General features: G+C 57.7%; 12 protein-coding genes. 10 read left to right on the forward strand and 2 right to left on the reverse strand.

Translation table 11 applies throughout. The features are described from left to right. The first annotated feature begins 127 nt into the window (after positions 1-127). The 3 genes from malZ (at position 128) to NB069_RS04530 (ending at position 6,142) form a co-directional block, all read left to right on the forward strand. Entirely contained in the window at positions 128-1,945 is a 1,818-nt protein-coding gene (gene malZ / locus NB069_RS04520) for a maltodextrin glucosidase (RefSeq protein ID WP_250587955.1), read from the forward strand. A gap of 148 nt (positions 1,946-2,093) precedes the next feature. Continuing rightward, a complete protein-coding gene (locus NB069_RS04525) occupies positions 2,094-4,751 on the forward strand; it encodes a DUF2339 domain-containing protein (protein ID WP_250587956.1) in 2,658 nt (885 codons plus the stop codon). Beyond that, the gene (locus NB069_RS04530; RefSeq protein WP_250587957.1) at positions 4,748-6,142 is read left to right on the forward strand and encodes a DUF3999 domain-containing protein; all 1,395 of its coding nucleotides are present in this window, start codon (positions 4,748-4,750) and stop codon (positions 6,140-6,142) included. The genes NB069_RS04525 and NB069_RS04530 overlap by 4 nt, the downstream gene beginning before the upstream one ends. 50 nt (positions 6,143-6,192) lie before the next feature. Here NB069_RS04530 and NB069_RS04535 read toward each other — a convergent pair whose 3' ends face one another. Both NB069_RS04535 and acpH read right to left on the reverse strand, forming a co-directional pair. Then, complete coding sequence (locus tag NB069_RS04535; protein ID WP_250587958.1) at positions 6,193-6,795, reverse strand: peroxiredoxin C; 603 nt, start codon at positions 6,793-6,795, stop codon at positions 6,193-6,195. A 127-nt stretch (positions 6,796-6,922) separates the two neighbouring features. Beyond that, positions 6,923-7,504, reverse strand: coding sequence for an ACP phosphodiesterase (gene acpH, locus NB069_RS04540; RefSeq protein WP_250587959.1), 582 nt, complete (start codon positions 7,502-7,504; stop codon positions 6,923-6,925). 92 nt (positions 7,505-7,596) lie between these two features. Between acpH and queA the strand changes: the two genes are divergently transcribed. The 7 genes from queA (at position 7,597) to NB069_RS04575 (ending at position 14,261) form a co-directional block, all read left to right on the forward strand. After that, positions 7,597-8,667: a tRNA preQ1(34) S-adenosylmethionine ribosyltransferase-isomerase QueA gene (gene queA, locus NB069_RS04545; protein WP_250587960.1), complete on the forward strand. Its 1,071-nt coding sequence runs from the start codon at positions 7,597-7,599 to the stop codon at positions 8,665-8,667. Positions 8,668-8,722: 55 nt separating this feature from the next. Next, positions 8,723-9,850, forward strand: a complete 1,128-nt coding sequence (gene tgt, locus NB069_RS04550) for a tRNA guanosine(34) transglycosylase Tgt (protein ID WP_039032354.1) — start codon at positions 8,723-8,725, stop codon at positions 9,848-9,850. 22 nt (positions 9,851-9,872) lie between these two features. Next, positions 9,873-10,205 (forward strand): preprotein translocase subunit YajC, encoded by a 333-nt coding sequence (gene yajC, locus NB069_RS04555; protein WP_032616800.1) that lies wholly within the window; start codon positions 9,873-9,875, stop codon positions 10,203-10,205. 25 nt (positions 10,206-10,230) lie between these two features. Next, positions 10,231-12,078, forward strand: a complete 1,848-nt coding sequence (secD, locus tag NB069_RS04560) for a protein translocase subunit SecD (RefSeq protein ID WP_250587961.1) — start codon at positions 10,231-10,233, stop codon at positions 12,076-12,078. Positions 12,079-12,088: 10 nt separating this feature from the next. After that, positions 12,089-13,060, forward strand: coding sequence for a protein translocase subunit SecF (gene secF / locus NB069_RS04565; protein ID WP_250587962.1), 972 nt, complete (start codon positions 12,089-12,091; stop codon positions 13,058-13,060). A gap of 142 nt (positions 13,061-13,202) precedes the next feature. Further along, complete coding sequence (locus tag NB069_RS04570) at positions 13,203-13,568, forward strand: VOC family protein (RefSeq protein ID WP_250587963.1); 366 nt, start codon at positions 13,203-13,205, stop codon at positions 13,566-13,568. A 12-nt stretch (positions 13,569-13,580) separates the two neighbouring features. Next, the gene (locus tag NB069_RS04575; RefSeq protein ID WP_250587964.1) at positions 13,581-14,261 is read left to right on the forward strand and encodes a helix-turn-helix transcriptional regulator; all 681 of its coding nucleotides are present in this window, start codon (positions 13,581-13,583) and stop codon (positions 14,259-14,261) included. The last annotated feature ends 24 nt before the right edge of the window (positions 14,262-14,285 follow it).

The raw sequence follows: 14,285 nt of genomic DNA on the forward strand, positions 1-14,285 counted from the left end.
AATGCCCGGTAAAAGCCGGGCATTTTTCTCCTCCCCCTTTCTCCTCCCCTAATAATCCTCTGCGTGAGGAGTGAACATCAACTACCCTGTGGCAAGGTGACCTCATTTCTGGGAAAGGGGATAAGAGATGTTGAATGCATGGCACCTGCCGGTTGCCCCATTTGTTAAACAAAACAACGACAAACTTGTCATTACGCTGTGGCTGACAGGGGAAAACCTGCCTGAGCGGGTGACGCTACGCGCTGAGATCGATAACGAAGAGACGTCGCTGAAAATGCATAAGCAGCGCAGCCAGCCGCAACCCGGTGTGACGGCCTGGCGGGCGACCATCGACGTGGAAAAAGGGCAGCCGCGGCGCCGCTACAGCTTCAAGATGCTCTGGCATAACCGCCAGCTGTGGTTCACCCCGCAGGGTTTCAGCCGTTTTCCTCCCGCACGGCTGGAGCAGTTCGCCGTCGATTACCCGGATGCCGGGCCGCAGTGGGTCGTTGACCAGGTCTTCTATCAGATCTTCCCGGACCGCTTTGCCCGCAGCCAGCGGCGCAACCCGGAACTGGATCAAACCTATCATCACCATGCCGCCGGCCATGAGACCCTCTTCCGGGAGTGGGATGAGCCGGTCACCGCCCAGGCGGGGGGCTCGACGTTTTACGGTGGCGATCTTGATGGCATCAGTGAGAAGCTGCCGTACCTGAAAAAACTGGGCGTCACGGCGCTCTATCTCAACCCGGTGTTTGTCGCGCCCAGCGTGCATAAATACGACACCGAAGATTATCGCCATGTGGATGAGCGGTTTGGCGGCGATGTGGCGCTGTTACGCCTGCGGGAGAATACCCACCGGGAGGGGATGCGCCTGATTCTGGACGGCGTGTTCAACCACAGTGGCGATTCCCACGCCTGGTTCGATCGCCACAACCGGGGGACGGGCGGCGCCTGCCATAACCCGGACTCGCCCCAGCGGGACTGGTACAGCTTTGACGACGAGGGCCGCGCCCTTGACTGGCTGGGCTATGCCAGCCTGCCGAAGCTGGATTACCAGTCGTCAGGCGTGGTAGAGGAGATCTACGGCGGTGAGGACAGTATTGTTCGTCACTGGCTGAAAGCGCCCTGGAGCATGGACGGCTGGCGGCTGGACGTGGTGCATATGCTCGGCGAAGGGGGCGGGGCACGGCATAATCTGCAGCACGTCACCGGGATCACCCGTTCAGCGAAGGAGGCCAATCCGGAGGCTTTCGTCTTTGGCGAACACTTTGGTGACGCCCGCCAGTGGCTGCAGGCTGATGCAGAAGATTCGGCGATGAACTATCGCGGCTTCACCTTCCCGCTGTGGGGCTTCCTCGCCAATACCGATATCTCCTACGATCCGCAGCAGATTGACGCTGAAACCTGCATGAAATGGATGGATAACTACCGCGCCAGCCTTTCCCATCAGCAGCAGTTACGCATGTTTAACCAGCTCGACAGTCACGACACCGCCCGCTTTAAGTCTCTGCTCGGCAAGGATGTCGCCCGTCTGCCGCTGGCGATCGCCTGGCTGTTTACCTGGCCTGGTGTGCCCTGCATTTACTACGGGGATGAGGTGGGGCTCGACGGCAATAACGATCCGTTCTGCCGGAAGACCTTCCCGTGGGAGGATGAAAAACAGGACAAAACCCTGCTGGCGCTCTACCAGCGGTTAATCAGGCTGCGCAAGCAGAACCTGGCCCTGCGCTACGGCGGCTGTCAGGTGGTGTACGCCCATGACAACGTGGTGGTGTTTATGCGCGTCTACAATCAGCAGCGGGTGCTGGTGGCTATTAACCGGGGCGATGCCTGTGAAGTGGTGCTGGACGATTCGCCGCTGCTCAACGTGAAGCAGTGGCAACTGAAAGAGGGGAAAGGCGTGGCGCAGGACGGCGTGCTGTCGCTGCCGGCGATCTCGGCTTCCGTCTGGTTCGGCAATTAATCGTGCTGTACGGCAGGCGCTGAACGCCTGCCGCCTGTTTTCCGACAAAAAGAATTTCTGAAAAGCGACGCGTTTTACTGTCAGAGATAGCGGAAATGCAACATTTTGTGTCAATCTGCTTAACCTGTATACGGTGGAAGGTGGAAACATGGATGAGCTACTGATCTTTGGCTGCATTATTTTATTCTTCGTGGCGGTCGTGGTACCCATTCTCGCGATTGTCGCCCTTAACCGCACCTCGGCGTTTCGCTTCGAGCTGGCAGTACTACGCCGTCGTCTTGAGGAGCTCGAACAGCGCGGCGTAGCAGTAACCCCTGTGAAGCCGCAGGCTGAAGCGGCGGTGACGACTGCGCAACAGACAGCGCCTGAAGCGACCGTGGTTGCCGCAGAGCCGGTAGCCGCCGTTATGCCTGAGCCCGCCGATCCCTGGCTCTCCCGCACGAAGCCTGCACCCGTCACCACAGAGCCCGCCCCGGTCAACGCGGTCGCCAAAGAACGGGAACCTTCTGCGCTGGGAGGCATGGTTACCTCGCTGGTTGGCTGGTTTATGCAGGGTAACCCGCTGGCGAAGCTCGGTATTTTGCTTCTGTTCTTCGGTCTCGCTTTTCTGCTGCGCTATACCGTCGAACATTCACTTTTCCCTCTGGAATTACGTCTCGTCGCGGCCGCGCTGTTTGCCCTTGGTCTGCTGGCGGTAGGGTGGCGATTGCGTCATAAGCAGCCGGTTTACGCCCTGATTTTACAGGGGGGCGCGACAGGGGCGCTCTATCTCACCGTTTTTGGCGCGTTCCGCTTATGGCAAATGCTGCCGATGACGCTGGCTTTCGCGTTGCTGGTGGTGATTTGCGCCGCGAGCGTGGGGCTGGCAATTCTGCAAAAGGCGCTCAGTCTGGCGATGCTGGCAAGCCTCGGCGGTTATCTGGCGCCGCTCCTGCTCTCCAGCGGCAGCGGCAACCACATCGCGCTGTTCTCGTTTTATCTTCTGCTTTCCGTGGGCATTCTCGCTATCAGCATCTGGCAACACTGGCGGGAGTTGAATCTGCTCGGCCTGCTTTTCACCTTTGGCGTCGGCGGATTGTGGGGCGCGAATGCCTGGCAGCCCGCGTACTACCTCAGCTCCCAGCTGTTCCTGATTGCGAATACGATCCTGTTTGGCGTCCTGAGCGTGGCGCTGTCGCTGCGTGCCCAGGAGAAGGGTAAGCGAATTATTGATGGCGTGCTGCTGTTTGCGCCGCCGCTGGTGGGTTTTGGCATGCAGTATGCCATTACCCGACACTGGGAGTATGGACCGGCACTCAGCGCGCTGGGGTACGGTGGTTTTTATGTGGCGTTAGCCTGGCTGGCGCTGCGCCGCTACCCTTCGCTGGGGAAACCATTGGTTCTGGCGGCCCTGGCCCTTGGCGGAGCCTTTATTACCCTCGCTATCCCGCTGGCGCTATCGGCACGCTGGACCTCAATGGCCTGGGCGCTGGAAGGGCTGGGGATCCTCTGGCTGGGCATGCAACAAAACCAGCGGCGCATGGCTTACAGCGGCACGGCGCTGCTTGTTCTGGCGCTATGCAGCGCGCTATGGGCGCAGGTTAATGGCACGGTGCCGCTGTCTCTGATGCTGATCTTCGCCGTACTCAGCCTGAGCTGGCTGGCAGGCGCATGGCTGTGGCGCAGCGTGCAGCTTCAGGCCAGCATGGGGCTCCTCGCAGGCGGCATACTTTTCTGGATTGTCGCCCTGGCGGGCGCCGCAGAGTGGGTGCTGAATAACGATACACGGGTGCTGGCGGGCGTGCTGGCGTTACTGGCGATATCGGTCTGGGGATGGCGGTATGTCGCCGGACGACTGGCATGGCAGGCGCTGGATAACAGTAAATGGCTGCTGTGGCCAATGATGCTGCTGATGCTGTTGGACCAGATTGCCCGGCTGCAGATCTTCGCCGCGGGCTGGTCGAATCTGGCGTGGTGTTTTGCCTTACCTGCGGCAGTGGCGCTGCTCTGGCGCGACGGCGGGGCATTGCCACCGCGCCTGTCCAGAATGGCACATCTGTCGCTTTTCTGGATGGTTCTGCTGGCGCTGGCGATGGAGCTTTTCTGGTTTGCACGCGATCTGCCCTGGGGGATGGCGGCCTGGGGAAGCGGTCTGATGATGGCGGCAGGGGGCCTGACGATCTTCCTGGTTAACGAGGCGGTGCGGCGGAAGATCTGGCCATTCCGCGTCTGGCCTGCCCTGTACGGGGTACAGGCGATGCTGCCGGTAGCGGCGGCATTAACAATCCTGCTCGTGCTGACCAACGTCCAGGACGGCGTGGTTTATCGTCAGACCTGGCTGCCGTTGATCAATCCGCTGGAAGAGGGGGCGGCCCTGGCGTTGCTGGGGCTGGTGATGCTGTATCGCGCCGGGACGCGCTTTTTCCCGGTGTATGCCTCGCTCTCCCGCCCCTGGCCTGCCAGCGCATTGATAGCCCTGACCTGCTGGTGGCTGAACGGCATGCTGCTGCGGGCGTTGGCCTGGTACGGCGACATTGCCTGGGACGCGGGCGCGCTGTGGCATTCCCGGCTGGTTCAGACCAGCTTTGCGCTGGTGTGGATGCTGGCGGCGCTGGTGGTCATGTTGCATGCCACCCGTCGCCACTCCCGCCGCCAGTGGCTGTGCGGTGCGGTGCTGCTGGGGATTGTGATTGTGAAACTGATGCTGGTGGACAGCGCGGGCGGCGGCGGGCTGGCGCGGGCAATCGCGTTTATCGGCGTGGCTATTCTGGTGTTAATCGTCGGGTATTTCTCCCCGTTACCGCCAAAAGCAGGAGAAGCAAAATGAAATGGATGAGAGCGGTGCTATGGGGCGTGCTGTTGAGTGCGGCCGGGTCGGCATCGGGCAATGACAAGCCAGGGGAAACGCCGCGGGATTATGCCACCGGGATGACGCTAGAGACGTTCGATGCCTCGCCCTGGTATCGCGTTGCGCTCCCCCAGGCGGTATATCAGACCACGGCCTGGCGGGATCTTCGCGATGTACGGGTCTTCAACCATCGGGGTGACGCGGTGCCCTTTGCCCTCGATGTGCAAAAACAGCAGCCTGTGGCGCCAGAAACGGTGGATCTGCGGATTTTCCCCCTTGATATGGCCCCGGTCTCGTCGGCTGAACGGGAGAAAGAGGGGGCAGCATCGGTGGTTTTACGCTCCAGGAGCGGGATTGAAATTCATCTGGAAAGCGATGAGGTTAAAACGTTCGGCCAGAGTTATTTACTGACGCTGCCCGAGAAGAGACAAGATCCCCTTTATCTGGCGCAACTGCGCCTGAACTGGAACACGCCTTCGGGCAACTGGCAGGGAAAAGCGTCGGTCTATTCCAGCCAGGATCTACGCTACTGGCAGCAAGTGCAGAAAGATGCGCCTCTGATGGATCTGAGCCGTGACAACGATCGCCTGAAGATGGATACCCTCAGCGCCAGTCTGACGCTCTCTGAGGAAGGAACGCGATATTTGCTGGTGATCCTGGATTCGCAAAGCCCGGCGCTGGCATTGAACGGCGTCAGCGCCATTGCCGATAGCCGCGAGCCGGAACCCGAACGCGTTGTGATTGGCGCGCGGGCGGAAAAAGCGGGTGAGGACCAGATCGTCTGGCGCTGGACAAAGCCCCAGCCGCTGACTTCGCTCAGGATCGCCTTGTCGAATGAAGGCGTGTTGCCAGTGGAACTGAGCTGGCGCAGCGGCGAAAAAGAGCCCTGGCAACCGCTGAGCAAAACCGTGCTCTACCAGCTGGATGGAAAACGTTCAGACGATATCCTGCTTTCTGGTCAGCCGGTTGAAGCGGTGCGGATGGTCACCATCAATACCCGCCTGCCGGAGACGCTGCCTGAAATGAGCGGCGCGCGTGACAGCTATCAACTGGTGTTCAATGCCCAGGGGAAAGGCCCCTATATGCTGGCATGGGGAAACCGGGCGGCACAGAAGGCGGACATTGGGCTGGATATGTTGATTCCGGCGTCGCTGCGTAACACCCACCCGATAGACTCCCTGCCGTGGGCGTTGGCGCAACAGGACGTCACCCTGGGCGGTGAAGAACGACTGACGGCAACCTCGGCTGCCGAGCAAGAGGCACGCTGGAAAACGCTGCTGGTCTGGGGCGCGCTGCTGCTTGGGGTGGCGGCGCTGGCGCTGATGGCCTGGCGGATCTGGCGGGAAGTGAAAAAAGACGGTGCGGCGTAACGCCATAAAAAAGGCCCGCATCTGCGGGCCTTTTTCGTAAACCGTACCGATTACAGGCTGGATACGTTCTCGGTCAGGTATTTAGCAACGCCTGCCGGAGAGGCTGCCATACCTTCTTTACCTTTTTCCCACTGAGCCGGGCACACTTCACCGTGCTCTTCGTGGAACTGCAGCGCGTCAACCATACGCAGCATTTCGTCGATGTTACGACCCAGTGGCAGATCGTTCACAACCTGGTGACGAACGATGCCGTTCGCATCGATCAGGAAGGAGCCACGCAGTGCAACGCCAGCGTCCGGATGTTCGATACCGTAAGCCTGCTGGATTTCACGTTTGATGTCCGCAACCATTGCGTATTTCACTGGACCGATGCCGCCGTTGTCGACAGGGGTGTTACGCCATGCGTTGTGTACAAACTCAGAGTCGAAGGAGACGCCAACCACTTCCACGCCGCGCTTCTGGAATTCTTCGTAACGCTTGTCGAACGCGATCAGTTCAGACGGGCAAACGAAGGTGAAGTCCATTGGCCAGAAGAACAGAACGGTCGCTTTACCGCTGGTGTGCTGCTTGAAGTTGAAGTTTTCAACGATTTCACCGCTGCCCAGAACGGCTGCTGCTGTAAAATCCGGAGCCGGACGAGTTACCAGAACCATATGATTCTCCTGTGATTACTAAGGTTATTTGGAACGCAACGCGGGCCAGTATAGAGAGAGTTTGTCCTGAAGACAAAGAGGCGCTGACAATCGTTAACCCAGCTTTTACCTATCAATCACATTTACATTAAAGCTGCTTATGCTTTGCCTGCTCCATCATGCGGGGATAGAACTGCCAGAAGCGCTGCTCCAGCGCGTCGTAATGGGCGTCCAGATCCTGCCAGGAGTCGCGCAGGGCGTCGAGGCGCGGGCGGCGGCTGGCCATGCCGTTGAGCACCCGCTGAATGAAATCCATCTCGCTATAGCGCTCCAGCCAGCGCTCCGACCACAGGTAGTTATTGAGATTTACAAAGCGTGGCGGAGAGTCGGGCAGGATGATCGCCACCTGGGCATGGGCATAGCGGACGAACTCCGGCAGAGGCATCTGGGGGGAAAGCTGTGCCCAGTGGCGGGAGACAAAGTGATCCCACATCACATCCAGCGTAATGGGGGCCACCCGGCGGGTTTCCGGGCGGAACCACTCTTTGGCCTCTTTTACTTCGGGCAGATTGTCGGTGAGAACATCGATCCGGCGGTGCATAAAAATGCCCTCCACGACGTCGGTGGGATACGCCTCGGCAGGGTTGCCGCGCACGAAGTCGGCCAGCAGATTGCCGGAAAGGGAGCTGTCAGCGAGATGGGCGAGGTGCAGGTGAGCGAGAAAATTCATGCGATTCGTTATCCGAAGCGAGGCTAGTTGTTGCAGCAAAGAGGTGTGAGCACTAGACTAAGCCGCCTGTTTTTAAGTCACGAGTATATGCCATGCGCGTCGCCGATTTCTCCTTTGATTTACCCGAGTCCCTGATTGCCCACTATCCTATGCCTGAGCGCAGTAGCTGCCGCTTATTGTCGCTGGATGGGCCGACGGGGGCGCTGACGCACGGTACTTTCACCGATCTGCTCGACAAGCTCAACCCGGGCGACCTGCTGGTGTTCAACAATACCCGCGTTATCCCGGCCCGTCTGTTTGGCCGCAAGGCCAGCGGTGGCAAGATTGAAGTGCTGGTCGAAAGAATGCTCGATGATAAACGTATTCTGGCACATATTCGCGCTTCCAAAGCCCCTAAGCCGGGCGCGGAGCTGCTGCTGGGCGATGATGAGAGCATTAAAGCGACCATGGTGGCGCGTCACGATGCGCTGTTTGAAGTCGAGTTTGATGACGAGCGTACGGTGCTGGATATCCTCAATGCCATCGGCCATATGCCGCTGCCGCCCTATATTGAGCGTCCGGATGAAGAGGCTGACCGCGAGCTGTATCAGACCGTCTATAGCCAGAAGCCGGGTGCCGTAGCGGCGCCGACGGCGGGGCTGCACTTTGATGAACCTTTGCTGGAAAAACTGCGCGCAAAGGGCATTGAGATGGCCTTTGTGACGCTGCACGTCGGCGCGGGAACCTTCCAGCCGGTGCGCGTCGACAGCATTGAAGACCACATCATGCACTCCGAATATGCGGAAGTACCGCAGGAGGTTGTGGACGCGGTGATGGCCGCGAAAGCGCGCGGTAACCGCGTGATTGCCGTGGGCACAACGTCGGTTCGCTCGCTGGAAAGCGCCGCCCAGGCCGCCAAAAACGATCTGATCGAGCCATTCTTCGGCGACACGCAGATCTTTATCTACCCGGGCTATCAGTACAAAGTGATCGACGCGCTGGTGACTAACTTCCACCTGCCGGAGTCAACCCTGATCATGCTGGTATCGGCCTTTGCGGGTTATCAAAACACCATGAATGCCTACAAGACTGCGGTAGAACAAAAATATCGCTTTTTTAGTTACGGTGACGCGATGTTTATCACGTACAATCCGCAGGCTTTGAATGAGCGTGTCGGGGAATAAGTCCGCGACACCAGAATAATGTGTTGGACTGTTTTTCTGGCACAGAGGAATAAGAATGAAATTTGAACTTGATACCACCGACGGTCGCGCTCGCCGTGGCCGCCTGGTGTTCGATCGCGGCGTAGTCGAAACGCCAGCCTTTATGCCTGTGGGCACTTACGGCACCGTAAAAGGGATGACGCCGGAAGAAGTCGAAGCCACAGGCGCGCAAATTATCCTCGGCAACACCTTCCACCTGTGGCTGCGCCCGGGCCAGGAAGTGATGAAGCTGCACGGCGATCTGCATGACTTTATGCAGTGGAAAGGCCCCATCCTGACCGACTCCGGCGGCTTCCAGGTCTTCAGCCTCGGTGACATTCGTAAGATCACCGAAAAGGGCGTGCATTTCCGCAACCCAATCAACGGCGACCCGATTTTCCTCGATCCCGAAAAATCGATGGAGATTCAGTACGATCTCGGCTCCGATATCGTGATGATCTTCGACGAATGTACGCCATACCCGGCGGACTGGGATTACGCCAAGCGCTCGATGGAGATGTCGCTGCGTTGGGCGAAGCGCAGCCGCGACCGTTTTGACTCTCTGCAGAACAAAAATGCGCTGTTTGGCATTATTCAGGGCAGCGTTTACGAAGATTTACGCGATATCTCTGTTAAAGGTCTGGTAGAGATAGGTTTTGATGGCTACGCTGTCGGCGGTCTGGCTGTGGGGGAGCCGAAGGAAGATATGCACCGTATTCTGGAGCATGTTTGCCCGCAAATTCCAACAGATAAACCTCGATACCTGATGGGCGTCGGTAAGCCAGAAGATCTGGTTGAAGGCGTGCGTCGCGGCATTGATATGTTCGACTGCGTTATGCCGACCCGCAACGCCCGTAACGGTCACCTGTTCGTGACCGACGGCGTGGTAAAAATCCGTAATGCGAAGCATAAAAGCGACACCAGCCCGCTCGATGCCGAGTGCGATTGCTATACCTGTCGCAATTATTCTCGTGCCTATTTGCATCATCTTGATCGTTGTAATGAAATATTAGGCGCGCGTCTCAACACGATTCATAACCTTCGCTATTACCAGCGCTTAATGGCTGGTTTACGCAAGGCTATTGAAGAGGGTAAATTAGAGAGCTTCGTGACCGACTTTTACCAACGTCAGGGTCGGGATGTCCCACCTTTGAACGTTGATTAATTTATTTAATGAGGGAATTTTAATGAGCTTTTTTATTTCTGATGCGGTAGCGGCAACAGGTGCACCGGCGCAGGGCAGCCCGATGTCTCTGATTCTGATGCTGGTGGTGTTCGGTCTGATCTTCTATTTCATGATCCTGCGTCCACAGCAGAAGCGCACCAAAGAGCACAAAAAGCTGATGGACTCCATCGCGAAAGGCGATGAAGTGCTGACTAACGGTGGTCTGGTAGGTCGTGTGAGCAAAGTCGCTGATAACGGCTACATCGTTATCGCACTGAACGATACCACTGAAGTGGTTATCAAACGTGACTTCGTTGCTGCCGTTCTGCCGAAAGGCACCATGAAGGCGCTGTAATTAACTTTTCCCAAAGGGAACTGCCGTGTTAAACCGTTATCCTTTGTGGAAGTACGTCATGCTGGTCGTCGTCATTGTCGTCGGCCTGCTGTATGCGCTTCCCAACCTGTATGGTGAGGATCCGGCTGTTCAAATCACTGGCGCGCGCGGCGTCGCCGCCAGTGAGCAAACGCTGATCCAGGTCCAGAAAACTTTACAAGAAGAAAAAATTACCGCTAAGTCTGTGGCACTGGAAGAGGGCGCAATTCTTGCTCGCTTCGACTCCACCGACACGCAGCTCCGCGCTCGTGAAGCGCTGATGGGCGTGATGGGTGATAAATATGTCGTGGCGTTGAACCTTGCTCCTGCAACTCCGCGTTGGTTAGCTGCTATCAACGCTGAGCCGATGAAACTCGGTCTCGACCTGCGTGGTGGCGTTCACTTCCTGATGGAAGTGGATATGGAAACCGCACTCGGAAAGCTTCAGGAACAAAACATTGATAGCCTGCGTAGCGATCTGCGCGATAAAGGCATCCCTTACACTACCGTGCGTAAGGAAGATAACTACGGGATGAGCGTCGCGTTTCGCGACAGCAAGGCCCGCGACCAGGCGATGGATTATCTGACCCCGCGTCACCGCGATCTGGTGCTCTCTTCTCAGGGTAGCAACCAGCTGCGTGCAGTGATGACCGATGAGCGTCTGAAAGAAGCGCGTGAATACGCGGTTCAGCAGAACATCAACATCCTGCGTAACCGTGTAAACCAGCTTGGCGTTGCTGAACCGCTGGTACAGCGTCAGGGTGCTGACCGTATCGTGGTCGAACTACCGGGTATCCAGGATACCGCGCGGGCAAAAGAGATTCTGGGCGCAACCGCGACGCTGGAATTCCGTCTGGTGAACACCAATGTCGATCAGTCTGCCGTTGCTTCGGGCCGTGTGCCGGGCGACTCAGAAGTGAAACAGACCCGTGAAGGCCAGCCGGTTGTCATGTACAAGCGTGTGATCCTGACCGGTGACCACATCACCGACTCGACCTCCAGCCAGGACGAATACAACCAGCCGCAGGTTAACATCTCGCTCGATAGCGCGGGTGGTAACATCATGTCTAACTTCACCAAGGACAACATCGGCAAACCGATGGCGACCCTGTTTGTGGAGTACAAAGACAGCGGTAAAAAAGATGCTAACGGTCGCGCTGTGCTGGTGAAAGAGGAAGAGGTGATTAACATCGCCAATATCCAGTCTCGTCTGGGTAACAGCTTCCGTATCACCGGTATCAACAACCCGAACGAAGCGCGTCAGCTCTCGCTGCTGCTGCGTGCCGGTGCGCTGATTGCGCCGATTCAGATTGTTGAAGAACGTACCATCGGTCCAACTCTGGGTATGCAGAACATCACTCAGGGCCTGGAAGCCTGTCTGGCCGGTCTGGCGATCTCCATCATCTTCATGGTCTTCTTCTATAAGAAGTTTGGTCTGATTGCGACGTCTGCGCTGATTGCCAACCTGGTGCTGATTATCGGCATTATGTCCCTGATACCAGGTGCAACGCTGACCATGCCAGGCATTGCGGGTATCGTCTTAACCCTTGCGGTGGCGGTTGACGCCAACGTACTAATTAACGAGCGTATCAAAGAAGAGCTGAGCAACGGTCGTTCAATCCAACAGGCGATTGACGAAGGTTACCGTGGCGCATTCAGTTCCATCTTCGATGCGAACGTAACAACACTGATTAAGGTTCTTATCCTGTATGCAGTGGGTACCGGCGCGATCAAGGGCTTTGCTATCACCACCGGTATCGGTGTGGCAACGTCAATGTTTACCGCTATCGTCGGCACCCGTGCCATCGTGAACCTGCTGTACGGCGGCAAGCGCGTTAAAAAGCTGTCTATCTGAGGAGTGCGTTGTGGCACAGGAATATACTGTTGAACAATTGAACTACGGCCGTAAAGTCTGGGACTTTATGCGCTGGGACTACTGGGCTTTCGGCATATCAGGTTTTCTGCTGATCCTGTCCATCGCCATTATGGGCGTTAAAGGCTTCAACTGGGGTCTCGATTTTACCGGCGGTACGGTAATTGAAATCACCCTGGAAAAACCGGTCGATATGGACCAGATGCGCATTTCGCTTGAGAAAGCGGGCTTTGAAGAGCCGCTGCTGCAGAACTTCGGCAGCAGCCGTGACATCATGGTGCGCATGCCGCCAGTGAAGGATGCCAACGGCAGCCAGGAGCTGGGCAGCAAAGTCGTACAGGTGATTAACGAATCGACCAGCCAGAATGCTACGGTAAAACGTATTGAATTCGTTGGCCCGAGCGTGGGTGCGGATCTGGCCCAGACCGGTGCAATGGCACTGCTGGTGGCGCTGCTCTGTATCCTGACCTACGTCGGTTTCCGCTTCGAGTGGCGTCTGGCCGCCGGGGTGGTTATCGCCCTGGCGCACGACGTGGTGATCACCATGGGCGTTCTGTCGCTGTTCCATATCGAGATCGACCTGACCATTGTGGCCTCGTTGATGTCGGTCATCGGCTACTCGCTGAACGACAGTATCGTGGTATCGGACCGTATCCGTGAAAACTTCCGTAAGATCCGTCGCGGTACGCCGTACGAAATCTTTAACGTGTCGTTGACCCAGACGCTGCACCGTACCTTGATCACCTCCGGGACGACCCTGATGGTGATCCTGATGCTGTATCTCTTCGGCGGCCCGATTCTGGAAGGCTTCTCGCTGACCATGCTGATCGGTGTCTCCATCGGTACGGCCTCTTCCATCTACGTCGCGTCCGCGCTGGCGTTGAAACTGGGCATGAAGCGCGAGCACCTGCTCCAGCAAAAAGTGGAAAAAGAGGGCGCGGATCAGCCGTCCATTCTGCCGTAACTCAATCTCTGTTACGTCAGCGAAATCCCGGTCTTATGGCCGGGATTTTTTTTGCCTGCTTCTGACAAACACTCCTGACAGTATGCTGTCAGGAGCCCTGGCGTAGACTCCTTCTGAACCCTAATAACAGGCAGGAGAATGTATGAAAAGTGTGATTAACTGGTTTGAAATTCCGGTCGCTGAAATGGATCGCGCCATCAAATTTTACGAGCCGGTAATGCAGGTTTCACTGAGGCGCGAGACAATGGACTGCGCTGAGCTGGCTGTTTTTCCTCATGACGATCCGGCCACCGGCGGCGCGCTGGCGAAATTTGATGGCATTACACCGTCGCATCAGGGCGCTATTATCTACCTGCACACCGACAATCTGGCGGCCACCCTGGATCGCGTTGCGTCCGCCGGTGGCGCCTGCGTTTTTGGCCCTCTTGAGCTGCCGCAGGGTATTGGCACCATTGCGCTCTTTACCGACAGTGAGGGTAACCGCGTCGGTCTTCATCAACCCGCCTGATCCGGAGAACCTATGACCCGACGCGCTGACCGCCTCTTTCAGATTGTGCAGATCCTGCGCGGCAGGCGGCTGACAACGGCAGCGCATCTGGCAAACAGGCTGGGTGTGTCTGAACGCACGGTCTACCGCGATATCCGGGATCTGTCGCTCTCGGGCGTGCCGGTGGAAGGGGAGGCGGGGAGCGGCTATCGGTTGATGTCGGGTTTTGACCTGCCGCCGCTGATGCTGACTAACAAGGAGTCAGAAGCCCTGATGGTGGCGATCCGCCTGCTCAAAACCTGGGGCGGGGAGTCCCTGTCGCGCGAACTGGAGTCGGCGCAGGAGAAAGTGCTGGCGATCCTGCCGGAGGAGAGCCGCCGCAAGGCCGAGCAGACGCGGATCTACGCCCCGGATATTGCCATGCAGAGCCACTCCCGCAGCGGTTTCGATCTGATCCACCAGGCGATATCCGCCCAGCGGGTGCTGGCGCTGCACTATCGGGATGAAGCCGGGCAGCTCACTTCTCGCGAGGTACAGCCGCTGGGGCTATTCTTCTGGGGAGAGCACTGGCTGCTGGCGGCATGGTGCGAACGGCGTGATGACTACCGGTGTTTCCGGCTCGACAGGTGTCTGAATATCACCATGATGGACAGACGGTTTAGCGAAAGTGCGGACAGGTCGCTGGCAGATTTTCTGCGCAAGGTGAAGCAGTAAAAAGCCGGGTGGCGGCTACGCCTT

This window comes from Leclercia adecarboxylata (genome assembly GCF_023639785.1).
GTDB lineage: Bacteria > Pseudomonadota > Gammaproteobacteria > Enterobacterales > Enterobacteriaceae > Enterobacter > Enterobacter adecarboxylatus_D.